Source organism: Bradyrhizobium sp. 604_D8_N2_3, from assembly GCF_051810765.1.
Taxonomy (GTDB): Bacteria; Pseudomonadota; Alphaproteobacteria; order Rhizobiales; family Xanthobacteraceae; genus Bradyrhizobium; species Bradyrhizobium barranii.
Window position 1 is genome coordinate 9,027,079 of record NZ_JBPWPM010000001.1, and the last position, 17,234, is coordinate 9,044,312.

Genomic DNA, 17,234 nt, shown 5'->3' on the forward strand with positions numbered 1-17,234 from the left:
GGTGATGACACCATTTGCGTTGTGCGAGGGTCGAACCCTGACTCTTACGACTCGATCTTCACGTACTCGAAATCGCCGGGCTTGTTGTCGATGCCGACCTTCGGCGGCGAGATCCAGGAGGCGAACTTGCCGGTCTCGGTGACGGGCTGCATCAGCGAGGTGATGAAGTCGCCGTCGGCGGTCGAGGGCAGCCACTCGTCCTTGCGCTTCGCCCAAATGGCATCGTCGATCAAAAGACCATCCGGCGTCGCATGGATGCCCTTGAACTCGCCGATATGGCGATGGAAAGCGACGTTGGGCAGTTTGAGCTGGAAGTTATAGCCGGCGGTCGAGATCACCTTGTTCCAGCGCAGCATGCCCTTGACGCAGTCCTGGCTGTAATCGTCGCGCAGGCGCATGTTGAGCGCGGTCAGCGCCGGCTCGTCTACCAGCTTGATCTCGCCGTCGATGAACTTGAGCACCGGATAGGTGGCGTTCTTGAGCTGGTGATCGTCGTCGATCTGGGTCTCGTGATAACGGCCCTTGATGCCGGTGTTGAAGGCGTTGGCCGCGTTGGTCGAGACCTCCGAGCCGAACAGGTCGAGCGACAGCGTATAGTGCAGGTTCAGCTTCTTCTGGATCGTCGGCAGGTCGATCACGCCGAGCGCGCGAACCTTTGCGATGTCGGTGGGATCGGTGATGCCGGCTTCGCGCATCGCGTCACAAGTGCGCTGCACGACGCGGGTGATGCCGGTCTCGCCGACGAACATGTGGTGCGCTTCTTCCGTCAGCATGAAACGGCAGGTGCGCGACAAGGGATCGAAGCCCGACTGCGCGAGCGAGTGCAGCTGCATCTTGCCGTCGCGGTCGGTGAAGTAGGTGAACATGAAGAAGGACAGCCAGTCCGGCGTCGCCTCGTTGAAGGCACCGAGCATGCGCGGCGCATCGGCATCGCCCGAGCGACGGCGCAGCAAGTCATCAGCTTCCTCGCGGCCGTCGCGGCCAAAGTACTTCTGGAGCAGATAGACCATCGCCCAGAGATGACGGCCTTCCTCGACATTGACCTGGAACAAATTGCGCATGTCGTAGAGCGAGGGCGCGGTCTTGCCGAGGTGGCGCTGCTGCTCGACGGAAGCCGGCTCGGTGTCGCCCTGGATCACGATCAGGCGGCGCAGCATGGCGCGATACTCGCCCGGGACTTCCTGCCACGCAGGCTCGCCGAAATGCTCGCCGAACGGAACGACGCGATTTTCCTCCTGCGGCGCAAGCAGGATGCCCCAGCGATAGTCGGGCATGCGGACATAATCGAACTTGGCCCAGCCGCGCGGATCGACGGAATAGGCGGTGCGCAGATACACCAGCGACTCCTGAAAGCCTTCCGGCCCCATGTCGCTCCACCAGTCCATATAGCCGGGATGCCAGCCTTCCAGCGCCTTCAGCACCTGGCGGTCTTCGGCGAGATTGACGTTGTTGGGAATCTTGGTCGAGTAGTCGACGTTCATGATGTTCATGGTGGACCTCCCGTGGGGGACTGATTCATTCAACGATTGGCATCGAACCGTGAGCTTGCGAATGGCGAATGGTGAGTAGCGAATGGAAATCCCTATTCGCCATTCACCACTCCCTACTCGCTAAACTCTCGTCATATCGAATTTCGGCTTCTGGCCGCTGCCGTAGCGGCGCAGCGCGCCTTCCTCGCCGACCGCGTTCGGGCGCTGGAAGATCCAGTTCTGCCACGCGGTCAGACGCGAAAAGATCTTCGATTCCATCGTCTCGGGGCCGACGAAGCGCAGGCTGGCTTCCATGCCGGTGAGGCTGTCCGGCGAGAAGCTGGCGCGCTCCTCGAGGAACACGCGCACCTCGTCGTCCCAGTCGATGTCGTCGAGCGCGAAGGTGACGAGGCCGAGCTCTTCCGCCTGCTCGGCGTCGAGCGCGGTGCCCATGGTAGCTTCCGCACGCTCGACGTCGGACGGATCGGCCTGGAAGCGCGATTCCAGCCGGGTCAGGCCGTGGCTCATCGGATACGGACCGAAGTTCATGGCCGACAATTCGATCGACGGCGGCGGACGGTTGTCGCCCTGGCGCGTGCCGATCAGCATGTAGGAGCGGTCGGCGGCGAAGACGAGCTCGGCGAGCGTGCCGGCAAAGCAGGAGCCGGGCTCGACCAGCGTCACCAGCGTGCGCGAGGTGACGTCGATGCGCTTCAGCACGCGCTTCCAATAGTGCCTGATTTCGTTGACCAGCCAGTGCGCCTTGTTGGCTTCGAGGAAGGCATCGGATGCCAGCACATGGGCGCGGTCGCCATGGCTCTTGAAGACGAGCATCGCAATCTCGAGCTCGTTGATGCGCAGATGCAGGATGGCGTCGTCGAGCTCGCGCGCGACCTGGAGCGGCCAGAACGAAGGCCCCTGCGCCATCATGCCGTCGATGTCGGCCGGCGGAGCGGCCTCCGGCGCCTTGATCGAGATGGTGGCGATGCGCGCCGTGCGATCGATGTCGACGCTGACAAAACCGTAGCGGATGCTGGTCTCGTCGATGACGCGCCTGAGCGGTGTCAGCGCAATACCTTTGCCGGTGCCCTTGCGCTTCGACTGGCCTGCGAATTCCTTGGCGCGCTCGGCGACCTTGGCTTCAAGTTTGGAGTTCGGCGCGATCTCGTCGACGAGGCGCCACTGCACGGCGCGCTTGCCCTTCACGCCTTCCTCGATGGTGCAGAAGAAATCGGCGTGGTCGCGGCGCACCTTGCGCTTGTCGACGACGCGGGTGAGGCCGCCGGTGCCCGGCAGCACCGCGAGCAGCGGCACTTCCGGCAACGCGACGGCCGACGAGCCGTCATCGGCGAGGATGATGTGGTCGGTCGCGAGCGCCAGCTCATAACCGCCGCCGGCGGCCGAGCCGTTCACCACCGTGATGAAGCGCTGGCCGGAATTCTCCGAAGAGTCTTCCATACCGTTGCGGGTCTCGTTGGTGAATTTGCAGAAGTTCACCTTGTGGGCATGGGTCGAGCCCGCAAGCATTCGGATGTTGGCGCCGGCGCAGAACACGCGGTTCTTGGCCGAGCGCATCACCACGACCTTCACCTCGGGGTGTTCGAAACGCAGGCGCTGGACGACGTCCGCCAGCTCGATGTCGACGCCGAGATCGTAGGAATTGAGCTTGAGCAGATAGCCTTCGAACAGGCCGCCATTCTCGTCGACGTCCATGGTCAGGGTGGCGACGTCGCCATCGACCGCGAGCTTCCAGTGCTTGTAGCGGGACGGTTCGGTCTGGAAATCGATGAATGTCGCGCCGCCTGCGAGGCGCCGATCTTCCCCGGCCATGGGCCACCCTTGAGCTTGGTTATGCGTTTTGGCTGTAGCGTTAGATGCACAATAGTGCATCTTTTTGAAAGCGTCTAGCCCTTAACGGCCATCGCATGCACTTTGTTTCATGAGACCTATTGAGACCGCACAATGGCGCCCAGGGTGATCCAGTCCGCCTTCGAGAGTTCGGAACGGCCCAGCTTGGCCTGGAGCAGAGCCGTCAGCGCCGGAATGGGGAAGCTCTCGACAAAGCCGTCGCCGCCCGCGGCCGCCTTGCGCGAGTTCAGCGCCCGCAACTCCGCCTGCGCGTCGCCGAACAGGCGCGCGGCCGAATGCAGCCGCTGCATGCGCAGTCGCAAATTGGCATTGGCGATGTGAATGCAGGCACGCAGCAGGATGCGCTCGCGGCCGCCTTGCGGGGCTGCGGCCCACACCGCTTCCAGCACCTCCTGCGATTCCCAGAAATAGCCGCGATCGTTGAGCGCCAGCCCGTAGCGCAGCGCCGGATGGCGCGCCGGCACGTAGCCGCGGAACGCCGGGGGCACCAGCGCCTTGGCCAAATCAAGCGTCTCGTAATCCGCGTCGACCCCGTCGGTCTCGCCCGGCACATAGGCCCATCGCGGCCACGGCAACGGGCCGCTCGCATCCGAAGGCACATTCATGGATGTGCCTCCGCAGGATCATGCGGCGCGTCCCTGAAGTCCCTGATCGTCGCGCAGGGCCGCTCTTGCAAATTGCTCAATCGCGTCAAGCGTCGCCCTCGGCGCTTCACGATGCGGGGAATGTCCCGCGTCTGAAATAATTTTCAAATCTACCGGACAGTAACACTCTTCCTGCGCAATTTCGACCTGTCGCAATGTCCCATATTGGTCGTCCTTGCCCTGCACGACCAGGATGGGAACGCGGATGTAGGCGAGATATTCCGAAATGTCCCAGTCGCGGAACTTCGGATCGAGCCAGGCGCCGTTCCAGCCGTAGAAGGCGTTGTCGACATCCCTGTGCCAGCGCGCCAGCTTCGCCTTGAGGTCGGTACTCTCGAAGGTCGTCTTGATCGCTGCGATGGATTTCACCGAGATATCCTCGACGATGAAATGCGGCGCCATCAGCACGAGGCCGTTCAAGCGGTGATCCTGATGCGCGCCGGCATAGATCGTCGCGATCGAGGCACCGTCGGAATGGCCGAGCAGGAGGCCGCGCTTGAAGGAAATCGCGTCGAGGATATTCGGCAGCACATCCAGCGCCTCGCGCTGCATGTAATCGAGCGGCCGCGGCAGCGTGACCGGGCTCGACTGGCCGTAGCCCGCGCGCGAATAGACGAAGATGCCGGCGCCGGTGGCTTGCTGCAGCTTCTCGGGCAAGTCGCCCCACAGGTCGACGGAGCCGAGGCCTTCGTGCAGCATGACGATGGTGGGGGCGTCAGCGGCTTGTGGCGCGAGCCATTTGTATTCGAGGCTGGCGCTACCGATGGTCAGGAAGCCGGTGGGGGTGAGGTTGGTCATGGTCGTATTCCTGTTCGCTCCGTCTGTACCCTCCCCTGGAGGGGGAGGGTCGGCTCACATCGAGCGCAGCGAGATGTGAGACGGGGTGGGGTGACAGTCTCTCGGCGGATGCGGTGCCCGAGTGGAGAGATCACCCCACCCCGCTTCGCATTGCGCTTCGCTCCATGCGAAGCGACCCTCCCCCTCCAGGGGAGGGTCAGCAAGCGAGCCCGCCGCTTGCACGCTCAATTCGCCCCTTCCCGCAACTTGAACCGCTGGATCTTCCCGGTCGCCGTCTTCGGCAGCGACTCCACCACGTCGATCCAGCGCGGATATTTCCACGGGCCGATCTTCTGCTTGACGTGCTCCTTCAGCATCTCCTGCAAGTCCGCCGTCGCCGCACCCGGACGCAGCACGACGAAGGCCTTCGGCTTCAGCAGGCCTTCCGGATCGGCTTCCGGCACGACGGCGGCTTCCAGCACGGCGGGATGCGTGATCAGCGCGCTCTCGACCTCGAACGGCGAGACCCAGATGCCGGACACCTTGAACATGTCGTCGGCGCGGCCGCAGAAGGTGTAGCGGCCTTCGCCATCGCGGACATATTTGTCGCCGGTGCGGGTCCACGGACCTTCAAAGGTGCGGCGGCTCTTGTGGCGCTGGTTCCAGTAGCCCTCGCCGGCGGAGGGCGCATCGACCAGCAGCTCGCCGACCTCGCCGTCGGCGACATCCTGGCCGGCCTCGTTGACGAGCCGCACCGCATAGCCCGGCACCGGCTTGCCGGAGGAGCCGTATTTGATGTCGCCGGGCGCGTTCGACAGGAAGATGTGCAGCAGCTCGGTCGAGCCGACGCCGTCGAGGATATCGACGCCGAAGCGCGATTTCCAGCTGTTGCCGACGGATTCCGGCAGCGCCTCGCCGGCCGAGGTGCAGATGCGCAGCGACTTGCCGCCGCGCTCGGCCTTCATCGTCTCGTCGTTGAGCATCGCCGCGAACAGCGTCGGCACGCCGTAGAAGATCGAGGGATTGTACCTGTTCATCAGGTCGAACATGCGCGCCGGCGTCGGGCGCTCGCTGTTCAGCACCACGGTGGCGCCGACCGACATCGGAAAAGTCAGCGCATTGCCGAGGCCATAGGCGAAGAACAGTTTTGCCGCAGACAGGCAGACGTCGTTCTCGCGGATGCCGAGCACCTGGCTCGCATAGGTGTCCGCGGTCGCCTGCAAATTCGAATGGATGTGGCGCACGCCCTTGGGCATGCCGGTTGAGCCCGACGAATACAGCCAGAATGCGGGCTCGTCGGGATGCGTCGCGGCGGTCGTGAACTGGTCGCTCTCGCCGGCGAGCTCTTCCGCGAGCTGCTTGTGGCCGTTCATCTTGGCGCCGGAGACCACGACGTGCTCGAGATCCGGCATGCGGCCAACGACGTCCTTGATAACAGGATAGAGCGCTTCGGAGACGAACAGCACCCGCGCGCGGCAATCGGCGAGGATGTAGGCGTATTGGTCCGCGGTCAGCAGCGTGTTGAGCGGCACCGGCACAATGCCGGCACGGATCGCGCCCAGAAACACGATCGGGAAATCGACCGTATCCAGCATGATCATCGCCACGCGCTCCTCGCGGCGGACCCCGAGCCGGCGCAACATGTTGGCGGCACGCCGGGTCTCGCGCTGGAGCTCGCCATAGGTGAGCCGCGAGACGGTGTCGTCGAAGACGAGCTTGCCTCCCCTGCCGTCCTCGACGTTGCGGTCGAGCAGCCAGGTCACCGCGTTATAGGATCCCTCGCTCACGGACTTCTCCCCCGAATTTAGAATTATAATTCATAGAAAGACACCGCGGCGGCTTGCTGTCAATGCTGGCAGGCATTATGTTTCATTAAAACGCGCCGCAGGACACCCTCTCAAGAAGGCCCATGATCTGCAGTCCATGACCGACAGTCCCGACGCCGAATCCCGATTTCTCGAACAGCTCGGCCAGCGCGTGCGCACCATGCGCGCGCTGCGCGGCATGTCGCGCAAGGTGCTGGCCAAGGTATCAGGGATTTCGGAGCGCTACATCGCGCAGCTCGAGAGCGGCAAGGGCAACGTCTCCATCGTGCTGCTGCGCCGCGTCTCCGACGCGATGGGCGCGCATCTCGAGGACCTGCTTCCCTCGGCCGATCCGACGCCGGAGTGGCAGATGTTTCGCGATCTCCTGCGCAAGGCGACGCCGGCGCAGATCGCTCAGGCCAAGGACGTTCTCGCCGGCGGCAGTGCGTCGGCGCCGCGGCGCGCGCCGTTCTGCGGCATTGCGCTGATCGGCCTGCGCGGCGCCGGCAAATCGACGCTTGGGCGGATGCTGGCGAAGAAGGTCGGCTGGAGTTTTGTTGAGCTCAACAAGGAGGTCGAGCAGCAGAACGGGCTCTCGGTCGCCGAGATCATCGCGCTCTACGGCCAGGAAGGCTTTCGCCGCATGGAGCAGGCAGCGCTGCAACAGCTGCTCGCGCGCAACGAGCTGATGGTGCTGGCGACCGGCGGCGGCATCGTGTCGGAGCCGTTGACCTTCGACCAGATCCTGTCGTCGTTCTACACGATCTGGCTGAAGGCCGAGCCCGAGGAGCACATGGCCCGCGTGCGCCGCCAGGGCGACCTGCGCCCGATGGCGGACGACCGCTCCGCGATGGCCGAGCTGCGCAACATCCTGCTGAGCCGCGAACCGCTGTATTCGCGCGCGACGGCGGTGGTGGATACGGCAGGGCTGTCGGTCGATGCGGCGGCTGCAAGGCTGATCGATGCGGTGCGGCCGGTGCTGCAGAACGAAGCCCGGAGTTTCGGCCTGCGCAGCGTGGCGCTGTAGGGCGATCCGCGCGCGCCGACCTCCGCTGCGTTCCCTCCCCCCTTGCGGGGGAGGGTTCGGGAAAGGGGTCCACACGGGGACTCCATCACTCGCGCAACGCGCTTCTTCTTCGCGACAACCAACACCATTTCCTGGGCGACCCCTCTCCCCTGCCCTCCCCCGCAAGGGGGGAGGGAGCAGAGCTGAGCGCGCAGCTACGCCATGCGTCCCCTTTTCGTTTCGCAAAGGGAGACGATATGAAGAGCCTTGCACCAGACAGGACTCACGATGACCTCCAGCGACGTCACCACCTCCATGTTCGAGCGGATCGGCGGCAGCGGCACGATCGACCTTCTGGTCGACCGCTTCTACGACCGCATGGACAAGCTGCCGGAGGCGAAAATGATCCGCGCGATGCACGCGGATGACCTCGGACTGATCAGGGACGTGCTGAAGCGCTACCTCACCGAATGGACCGGCGGCCCAAAACTCTATTCCGTCGAGAAGGGCCATCCACGGCTGCGGCAGCGGCATATCGGCTTTGCCATCGGCGACGCCGAGCGCGATGCGTGGCTGCTCTGCATGCGCGGCGCGCTGGACGAGACGGTCACGGACGCTGCCGCGCGGCAAGACCTCGACAAGGCGATATCGGGCCTGGCCGACTGGATGCGCAACCGACAGTGACACAGAGCGCGAGTTGGGGACGCGGTGGGTTACGCCAGCGGACTGCGCTTCGCGCAGTTGCAGGCTAACCGACCCTGCGCAATCCCACCCTGTCATTGCACGCGTCAAACACCGAGTGATCCAGCGCCTCGGCCACAAAACCCGCCACATAAATCAACGCCAGGATTGCCGCGGAGATCGCCACCGTCTCCGCATGCGCGAGCCCCCACCGCAACAACCGCTGCAACAATGTCGGCTGCGGAAAGCGGTAGGTCTGGCCCTGCGGCGTGATCAGGTCAAACGACCGAACCGGCCTCGAGCGGACGGGGATCTTGCTGGGCAGCATCTGGAACTCTCCTCTCCAGCTCCTCGATCATGCCGCGCGCGATCTCCCGCTCGCCCATGATGACGACATCCGCCCCCAGCCCCTTCAAATGATCGACCTCGGCATCCGCATGCGCCCGCGCGATGATGCGGATATCCGGATTGGCCGCACGCGCCTGCTGCACGATCTGCCCTGCCTCGAACGCCTCGGGGATCGCGATGACGAGATGCCGCGCCCGTGACGGATTGGTGGCGCCGAGAATTTCGGGCTGCGCGGCATTGCCCATGACGGTCTCGATGCCGCCCTGCTTCAGCTTCGCCAGCGCACTCTCGCCGACCTCGGCGACAAGGAACGGCAATTGCCGCTGTTTCAGGGCATCGCCGACGAGCGCGCCGACGCGGCCATAGCCGATCACGATCGTATGGTCGGTCAGGTCCGTGGTGCGGATCGGTTCGGGCACGGCGGCCGCGGCCTGCGGTGAATCCCGGCGCGGGTCGAGACGCGGCGCGAGCCAGGTGGCGGCCGCGAACATCAGCGGGTTGAGCATGATGGAGAGGATCGCGCCGGCCATGATCAGGTCGCGACCGTCGCTGGGCAGGATCTGCGAGGCGACGCCGAGCTCGGCCAGGATGAAAGAGAACTCGCCGATCTGCGACAGGCTCGCCGAGATCGTCAGCGCGGTCGCGACCGGATGCCGGAACAGGACCACGATCAGGAACGCCGCGAGTGATTTGCCGAGCATGATAATCGCCAGCGTCGCCAGCAGCGGCCAGGGCTCGCGGACCACGCTCATCGGATCGAACATCATGCCGACCGAGACGAAGAACAGCACGGCGAAGGCATCGCGCAGCGGCAGCGATTCCTGCGCGGCGCGTGCACTGAGCGGCGATTCCCGCAGCATCATGCCGGCGAAGAACGCGCCCAGCGCCAGCGACACGTCGAACAGCTTCGTTGCCCCGAATGCGATGCACAGCGCAATCGCAAGCACGCCAAGACGGAACAATTCGCGCGAGCCGGTATGCGCGATATAGTGCAGGATCCAGGGGATCACCCGGCGCCCCACCACCAGCATCAGCCCGATGAACACGATGATCTTGGCCAGGGTCAGCATCACGATGCCGGCAAGCCCGAAGCCAGCCTGCGCGGCCAGCGGCTCGAAGGCTGGCTTGTCGCCGCCGCTCTGAAGGCTTGCGATCGCCGGGAACAGCACCAGCACGAGCACCATCGCGAGGTCCTCGACGATGAGCCAGCCTACCGCGATGCGGCCGCGATCGGTCTCCATCAGGCGCCGCTCCTGCAGCGCGCGAAGCAGGACCACCGTGCTCGCGACCGACAACGCCAGTCCGAACACGAGTCCCGCACCAACGCCCCAGCCCATCAGCCATGCAAGGCCGAGCCCCATCAGTGTGGCGACCGCAATCTGCACGACGGCGCCCGGAACGGCGATGCGCCGGACGCTCAGCAGATCCTGGAGCGAAAAATGCAGGCCGACGCCGAACATCAGCAAGATAATGCCGAGTTCGGCGAGCTCGGTCGCAAGTGCCTGGTCGGCGACGAAGCCTGGCGTGAACGGGCCGACGGCAACGCCGGCAAGCAGGTAGCCGACAAGCGGCGGAATGCGGAACCGCTGCGCTATAGTTCCAAGTACGAAGGCGAGTCCAAGTCCGACGACGATGGTGGCGATGAGAGGTGTGTCATGCGGCATTTTTGCCTTTTGACACAGAGCGCGCGCCGGCGCACCGCGACCAAGTGAGGCGGCTCAGCGCGCGACGCCTGCAATCGCGCCGTCAGATCGACCAATAATTTGGGTGCGCGTAGGGCTGCGAACGATCGCCCCAGTCAAATTCGTCGCCGTCGAACTCGCACGGTCCGCTGGCGAGTTCGTCCTGCGTCACCTCGACACGAAAAGCCTGCCGCGCGGGATCGTATTTCAGCGCGCCCCACTGCACCGGATAATGGTGGTGCGTGCCGAGCAGCCCGCCAGTCCTGATCACGGCGTAGGCGACCGTGCCGGTCACCTTGTCGAGCATCAGCCGCTCGATCGAGCCGAGCTTCGCGCCGTCGCGCCCGTAGACGCCGACGTGCTCCACGCGATCACTGGGAACCATGGTGTGTTTCATGGCGTCCTCCCTGTTGTCTTGCGTGACGAGATTATAGGCCCGCGGACGCGCGGCGCCAACGATCGTTGCTATAACAGCTGCGACCGCACGGACTCCGCGCCCTCGCGGAGCAGCGGAAGCAACCGGTCGACCAGCTCCCCTGCCGGCACGCGGTCGACATGGGCGCCCATGTTGATGGCGGCGACGATCACGCCGTCGTAGCGGCGCACCGGAACCGAGATCGAGCGGAAATGCGGCTCTGCCTCGCGATCGACCAGCGAATAGCCTTGGTCGCGATCGGCTGTGATACTGGCCAGCAGCGCCTTGGGATCCGTCACCGTCTGCGGCGTCAACATCTCGCGCTTCATTGTCTTCAGGCGTGCGGCAAGCGCTGCGTCATCGAACTGCCCGAGCATGGCGCGACCGACCGAGGTGCAGAACGCCGGCAGCCGGTAGCCGATCTCGAGCCCACCCGAAAACATCCGCGCCGGGCTGCTGCGCGCGACAAACACGACGTCGTCGCCATCGAGCACCGCGAGCGAGGAGATTTCCTGCGCTGCCGTGGCGACGCGATCGAGCACCGGCTGAAGCACGGCGACGAGCTGGCTGGAGCGCAGGTAGGACGCCGCGAGCGTCAGCACGTGCGGCGTCAGCGAGAACAGCTTTCCGTCGCCGGCGACGAAGCCGCCGCGCTGGAGCGTGAACAGCATACGCCGCGCGGTGGCGCGCGGCAGCTCTGCGGCCCGGGCGAGATCGCTCAGCGTCATCGGGCCGGTGGTCGCGCCGAAACATTGCAGCAGGCGCAGGCCGCGATCGAGGCTCTCGACGAAATCCGTCGCCCGCTCGTCGTTTTCGCTGCGCTTCAGCTTGGGCATAGGTTCGGGAACATCCTGCAAAATATTGCTTGCCGCCGGACCAAGGCATGGCATAATTCGCCCATTCGTTCAATAGGCGAACAAACGCCTCTCCGACAAAGGACGCCCGCCATGATGAGCCAGGAGCAGAACGACCTGATCACCCGTACCGGTCCGAAGGACCCCTGCGGCAAGCTGATGCGGAGCTACTGGCAGCCGGCGGCGCTGGTCGACGAGCTGGAGGGCGCGCGCCCGATCCGTCCCGTCAAACTGCTCGGCGAGAACCTGGTGCTGTTCCGCGACGAGAGCGGACGCTACGGCCTGATCGATCGTCACTGCGCCCACCGCGGCGCCGACCTCGCCTTCGGACGTCTCGAACATGGCGGCCTGCGCTGCGCCTTCCATGGCTGGCTGTTCGACGCCACTGGCCAGTGCATCGAGACGCCGGCCGAGCCGAAGGACTCAAAACTTTGCCAGAACATTCGTCAGCGTTCCTATCCCGTGGTCGAGAAGAGCGGCATCCTCTGGGCTTATCTCGGCGAGGGTGAGCCGCCGGCATTTCCGGAGCTCGACTGCTTTGTCGCGCCCGGCACGCACACTTTTGCGTTCAAGGGCCACATGGCCTGCAACTGGCTTCAGGCCCTCGAGGTCGGCATCGATCCCGCGCACGCCTCCTATCTGCACCGCTTCTTCGAGGACGAGGATACGTCGACGGCTTACGGCAAGCAGTTCCGCGGCGCCTCCGCCGGCAGCGACCTGCCGATGACAAAGATCCTGCGCGAATACGACCGGCCGATCATCAATGTCGAACACACCGAATATGGCCTGCGGCTGATCGCGCTGCGCGAGATCGACGAGGAGCGCACCCATGTGCGCGTCACCAACCAGCTCTTCCCGCACGGCTTCGTCATCCCCATGAGCGCGGAAATGACGATCACGCAGTGGCACGTGCCGGTCGACGACGAGAACTGCTACTGGTACGCGATCTTCACCAGCTACACCAACCCGGTCGACAAGCAGAAGATGCGCGATCAGCGGCTCGAGCTCTATGAGCTGCCCGACTACAAGTCGCGCAAGAACCGCGGCAACGATTACGGCTTCGATCCGCACGAGCAGGCGACCGCGACCTATACCGGCATGGGCACCGACATCAACGTGCACGACCAGTGGGCGGTGGAATCGATGGGCGCCATCCAGGACCGCACCAACGAGCATCTCGGCTCGAGCGACAAGGCGATCGTGCAGTACCGCCGCCTGCTGCGGGCTGAGATCGAGAAGGTCGGCGGCGGCGAGAAGCCGATGCTGTTCCTGGACGAGAGCAGGGCGCGCAGCATCCAGGGACCGGCCACCATGGACGGCATCGGGCCGACCCAGGGTTGGGAGCTCTACTGGATGGAGGTCGACGTCAAGCGCCGCCGCGGCGCACCTTGGGCCGCGCCGGTGCCGAAGGAGATCGCCGACAACGTGCACCGGCTGACGGCGGCGGAGTGATAATGCCGTCAATCAGCGGCAGGCGCCACATACTCCACTGTCATGCCCCGCGAAGGCGGGGCATCCAGTACGCCGCGGCCTCTCGTGGACACGTCGCCGTCTCTGGAATACTGGATCGCCCGCCTTCGCGGGCGATGACAGCACGGACAGAAGGAGCAACCGAGTGACTTTCGTCGCGCGTCATGCGCTGTGGTCGGATGAGCAGAGGGACGCCGCAGCGCGCCTGCGCCGCATCGTCGAGGAAAAGAACCTCGAGGTCATCCGCCTCGCCTTCCCGGACCAGCACGGCATTTTGCGCGGCAAGACCATCATCGCCGCCGAGGCGATCGCCTCGCTGGAGAGCGGCTGCTCCATCACCACGACCATGCTCGCCAAGGATACCTCGCACCGCACGGTGTTTCCGGTGTTCACGTCAGGCGGCGGGTTCGGCATGAAGGAGATGGAGGGCGCGGCCGACGTGTTGATGGTCGCCGACCCAACCACGTTCCGCGTGCTGCCATGGGCGCCTGCGACGGGCTGGGTGCTCTGCGATCTCTATTTTGGCGACGGCCGTCCCGTGCCATTCGCGACCCGCGGCCTCTACCGCAAGGTGCTCGATGATCTCAGCGGCCGCGGCCACGATTTCGTCGCCGGCCTCGAGGTTGAATTCCACATCTTTAAGCTCGACGACGCGCATATGCGGCCCGAGGATGCCGGCCAGCCCGGGACGCCGCCGTCGGTGAGCCTGCTCAGCCACGGCTACCAATACCTCACCGAGCAGCGCTTCGATCAGATGGAGCCGGTGCTGGAGATCCTGCGCCGCGATATCGTCGCGCTCGGACTGCCCTTGCGCTCGGTCGAGGTCGAGTTCGGGCCGAGCCAGTGCGAATTCACCTTCGCGCCGAAGAAGGGGCTGGAGCCCGCCGACAACATGGTGCTGTTCCGCTCCGCCGTGAAGCAGATCGCGCGTCGCCACGGCTATCACGCCACCTTCATGTGCCGGCCGAAACTGCCGAACGTGTTCGCGAGCGGCTGGCATTTGCACCAGTCGATCGTCTCGCGCGCGTCTGGCGAAAATCAGTTCATGGCGAAAGACGGCAGCGAGCCGCTCAGCGCGTTCGGCCGGGCGTACCTTGCCGGCCTGCTCGACCATGCCCGCGCCTCGACCGTGTTCACCACCCCGACCATCAACGGCTACAAGCGCTACCGCTCCTATTCGCTGGCGCCGGACCGCGCGATCTGGGGCCGCGACAATCGCGGCGTGATGATCCGGGTGCTCGGCGGCGCCAATGATGCCGCAACGCGCCTGGAAAATCGCATCGGCGAGCCCGCCGCCAATCCCTATCTCTACATGGCCTCCCAGATTCTCTCAGGCCTCGACGGCGTCGACCGCAAGCTCGACCCCGGCCCGTCCGCCGACACGCCCTACGAGACCAAGGCGCCGCCGTTGCCGAAGAGCTTGCGCGATGCGGTCGCCGCGCTGAAGGACGATCCGTTCTTCCGCGAGAAGTTCGGGCCCGAGTTCGTCGACTACTACACCCACATCAAGAATGCCGAGATCGACCGCTTCCTGTCGGAGGTGACCGACTGGGAGCACCGCGAATATTTCGAGGTGTTTTGACGGAGATACGTCTCACGCCCGCGTGAGGCGACTTCGTCCGGTCTGTTCCGACGACATCACGGCGCTCGCCGACGAAGCCATTTTCCCTGTCCCTCGAAAACGGCCGGAAAGACTGGGGGCCTAATATCCTGCATGTGATCAACAGTGGAGTTCGATCATGTGGGTTCAATTGTTCAGCCTGATCTACCGCCTCTCCTGCCGGACCACCTTGGTTGAAATCGGCACCCACCACCTGGCGCGTTAGTCGCCGGCGCCAGCGATTTGGGTAAGACATATTGACCGGATAACCGGGGTTCTCATGCGCAAGCTGGTTCACCAGCGATAGCCGAGCGTTGCGATGACGGTCAGCGGCGCGCCACGGTAGCAGTAACCGACTTGGCACGTGGTGTAGTGCAGATTGAACAGGTTCTTGGCATTGACCTGGAACTGGAGGCCCTTCAGCTCCTTCATCGCCTGGCCAAAATCATATTTCAGCGCTGCGTCGATCAGGGTTACCGAGCTGTTCTTGAACGTATTCGCATCATCGCCGTAGCTCCAGGACATGTAACGCGCGCCGCCACCGACGCTCAATCCTGCAAACGGTCCGGCCAGCGGCAGGGCATAGTTCGCCCACAGCGTCGCCGTGTGCGGAGGATTGCCCGAGGGAAACTTGCCGATCAGCGAGTCGTCAGCGGCCTGCTTGGTCACCATGTCGAGATAGGTGTACGACGAGGTGATGTCGAAACCACCGCCCAGGCTAGCAAGCGCCTGCAATTCGAAGCCGCGGCTTTGAATCTCCCCGCGCTGGACCGTCACGCCCGTCCCCGTCGTGACCAGGCCGCCGTCCTGGGTCAAATCGAACACCGCCGCGGTAATGAAGCTCCTCGTGCCCTGCGGCTGGTACTTCACACCGACTTCGGTCTGCTTGCCGGTGGTCGGCTTGAAGAAGGCGCCCGACGGATCGACGCCGAGATTGGGAAAGAACGAGGTTGAGTAGGCGACGTAAGGCGCAACGCCGGAATCGAACACATAGGTCAGCCCGGCTCGCCCGCTATAGGCCTGATCGGACTGCGTCTGCCGGGTCAGCGCGAACAGATCCTCACCCGTGGTGCTGACCCAGTCGCTGCGGCCGCTCAATGTGAGAATCCAGTGATCGAGCCTGGCCTGGTCCTGGATGTACACGCCGGACTGGGTCTGTCGCTGCTGCGTCAAGGACGAGATCGCGGGATCGGGAATGGATTCCGGCGCGTAGACCGGCGCGGCCAGATTGAGGTCGGAGACGCCGAAGCCGAATCCCTGCTTGTCGTTGAACTTCGACGCGGTGTAGTCGGTGCCGACCAGGAGCGTGTGCTGCACGGGCCCGGTCGATAGCTTGGCCTCGACCTGGTTATCCATGATGGCCGATTGCAGCGTGTCGTGGACGTAGCCGGTATAGCGCGAGACGACATTGCCCACCGGCGCCCCGAGAAAGCCCACATAGCGGGTGACCGCGTCGACATCGACGTAGCGGAATTTCTGGCGGACGGTCACGGCGTTGTTGAACGCATGCTCGAACAGGTAGCCCACGCGTCCCTGCTCCTGGTTGAGCGAATTGTAGGACGGGCTGCCCGTGAAGATGTCCGTGGCGGTGCCGGTGCCCGTGGAGTAGGTGAACATGGATCCGGGCGTCTTCGACTTCTGATAGGACCCGAGAATCGTCAGGGTCGTCGATTGATCCGGCTTCCAGGTGACGGCGGGCGCGATGTAGGTCCTGTTATCCTTGCCGCCCGGCACGAACACGTCCGCGTCGCGCACCACGCCGGTCAGCCGATAGAGGAATTGACCGTTGGCATCGACCGGACCCGAAAGATCGAAATTGCCCTGGACGCGATCGCGGTCGCCAAACACCGTTTGCGCCTCGTGAAACGGCTGGCTGGTCGGCAGCTTGCTCGACAGGTCGATCAGTCCGCCGGGCGAGCCGAGCCCGTAGAGTGCCGAGCTCGGCCCACGGACCACGGTGATGCTGTCGACCCCATAAGGCTCGGTCTTGAACACGCTGAGACCTGCTCCGACGAGGCGCAGGCCGTCGAGATAAACGCCGTTATAAGTGATGTCGAAGCCGCGGATCGCGATCGCGTCGAAACGCGGATCGTAGCCGGAAGCATCGATACGGACGCCGGGTTCGTAGCCAACCGCCTCCGTCAGCGTCTGGACGGCGCGGTCGTTGAGCTCCTTGCGCGTCACGACCGAGATCGACTGCGGCGTCTCGAGCAACGGCGTGTTGGTCTTGGTACCCGCCGAACTGCTGTCTGCAACATAGCTGCTCTCGCTCGACGCGTTGGCGCGACCGACACCGGCCTCGCGCGCGCCCGAATTTCCGGCTGGCGCGGGCCCGGCATTGCGTTGCGTCGCGATGCGGCCGCGCGACGACTGCGAAGCTCGCTGCGCGGGCTGGGTGCGCGGACGCGCCTGGATCGGTGCCTCCACCGTGACGGGAGGCAATGTCGCCGCCGTCGACGTCGAATTGGTCCCGGAGGTCTGTGCGACCGACGGCGTTGCGTGCAGGACTATTCCCAGGCCGGCCGCTCCCAGACCAGTTCTCGCCATCCGTTCCCAGCCGAGCGTCCACCCGTCGTTGCGCGTCATTGTCTTCCCCGAGTTCCGTGTTCGAACA

14 protein-coding genes are annotated in these 17,234 nt (G+C 64.6%); 4 read left to right on the forward strand and 10 right to left on the reverse strand.

Annotated features, from left to right (window positions below):
• Nucleotides 1-44: 44 nt before the first annotated feature.
• The 5 genes from boxB to AB7245_RS43450 form a co-directional block, all read right to left on the reverse strand.
• On the reverse strand, nt 45-1,481 hold the full coding sequence (boxB, locus tag AB7245_RS43430) for a benzoyl-CoA 2,3-epoxidase subunit BoxB (protein WP_085399636.1): 1,437 nt from the start codon (nt 1,479-1,481) through the stop codon (nt 45-47).
• 129 nt (nt 1,482-1,610) lie between these two features.
• The gene (gene boxC / locus AB7245_RS43435; RefSeq protein ID WP_085399609.1) at nt 1,611-3,299 is read right to left on the reverse strand and encodes a 2,3-epoxybenzoyl-CoA dihydrolase; all 1,689 of its coding nucleotides are present in this window, start codon (nt 3,297-3,299) and stop codon (nt 1,611-1,613) included.
• 116 nt (nt 3,300-3,415) lie between these two features.
• Entirely contained in the window at nt 3,416-3,943 is a 528-nt protein-coding gene (locus AB7245_RS43440) for a DUF309 domain-containing protein (protein WP_085399608.1), read from the reverse strand.
• Between the two features lie 18 nt (nt 3,944-3,961).
• Entirely contained in the window at nt 3,962-4,780 is an 819-nt protein-coding gene (locus AB7245_RS43445; protein ID WP_085399607.1) for an alpha/beta fold hydrolase, read from the reverse strand.
• A gap of 224 nt (nt 4,781-5,004) precedes the next feature.
• Nucleotides 5,005-6,546 carry a benzoate-CoA ligase family protein gene (locus tag AB7245_RS43450; protein ID WP_085399255.1) on the reverse strand — a complete coding sequence of 514 codons (1,542 nt, stop codon included), beginning with the start codon at nt 6,544-6,546 and terminating at the stop codon, nt 5,005-5,007.
• A 28-nt stretch (nt 6,547-6,574) separates the two neighbouring features.
• Between AB7245_RS43450 and AB7245_RS43455 the strand changes: the two genes are divergently transcribed.
• On the forward strand, nt 6,575-7,591 hold the full coding sequence (locus AB7245_RS43455; RefSeq protein WP_275552115.1) for a helix-turn-helix transcriptional regulator: 1,017 nt from the start codon (nt 6,575-6,577) through the stop codon (nt 7,589-7,591).
• Nucleotides 7,592-7,858: 267 nt separating this feature from the next.
• Nucleotides 7,859-8,254, forward strand: a complete 396-nt coding sequence (locus AB7245_RS43460) for a group II truncated hemoglobin (protein WP_085399253.1) — start codon at nt 7,859-7,861, stop codon at nt 8,252-8,254.
• Nucleotides 8,255-8,318: 64 nt separating this feature from the next.
• Here AB7245_RS43460 and AB7245_RS43465 read toward each other — a convergent pair whose 3' ends face one another.
• The 4 genes from AB7245_RS43465 to AB7245_RS43480 form a co-directional block, all read right to left on the reverse strand.
• Complete coding sequence (locus tag AB7245_RS43465; RefSeq protein WP_085399252.1) at nt 8,319-8,579, reverse strand: hypothetical protein; 261 nt, start codon at nt 8,577-8,579, stop codon at nt 8,319-8,321.
• Nucleotides 8,530-10,263, reverse strand: coding sequence for a YbaL family putative K(+) efflux transporter (gene ybaL, locus AB7245_RS43470; RefSeq protein WP_135215214.1), 1,734 nt, complete (start codon nt 10,261-10,263; stop codon nt 8,530-8,532). The genes AB7245_RS43465 and ybaL overlap by 50 nt, the downstream gene beginning before the upstream one ends.
• An 82-nt stretch (nt 10,264-10,345) precedes the next feature.
• Nucleotides 10,346-10,678 (reverse strand): PRC-barrel domain-containing protein, encoded by a 333-nt coding sequence (locus AB7245_RS43475; RefSeq protein WP_085399250.1) that lies wholly within the window; start codon nt 10,676-10,678, stop codon nt 10,346-10,348.
• Nucleotides 10,679-10,746: 68 nt separating this feature from the next.
• Nucleotides 10,747-11,532 (reverse strand): IclR family transcriptional regulator domain-containing protein, encoded by a 786-nt coding sequence (locus AB7245_RS43480; protein ID WP_085399249.1) that lies wholly within the window; start codon nt 11,530-11,532, stop codon nt 10,747-10,749.
• Between the two features lie 111 nt (nt 11,533-11,643).
• On the opposite strand from AB7245_RS43480, the gene AB7245_RS43485 reads away from it, so the two are divergent.
• Nucleotides 11,644-13,002, forward strand: a complete 1,359-nt coding sequence (locus AB7245_RS43485) for an aromatic ring-hydroxylating dioxygenase subunit alpha (protein ID WP_439035673.1) — start codon at nt 11,644-11,646, stop codon at nt 13,000-13,002.
• A 163-nt stretch (nt 13,003-13,165) separates the two neighbouring features.
• Entirely contained in the window at nt 13,166-14,602 is a 1,437-nt protein-coding gene (locus AB7245_RS43490) for a glutamine synthetase family protein (protein ID WP_085399247.1), read from the forward strand.
• A 312-nt stretch (nt 14,603-14,914) separates the two neighbouring features.
• On the opposite strand, the gene AB7245_RS43495 is transcribed toward AB7245_RS43490, so the two are convergent.
• Nucleotides 14,915-17,206, reverse strand: coding sequence for a TonB-dependent siderophore receptor (locus AB7245_RS43495; RefSeq protein WP_135215215.1), 2,292 nt, complete (start codon nt 17,204-17,206; stop codon nt 14,915-14,917).
• Nucleotides 17,207-17,234: the final 28 nt, after the last annotated feature.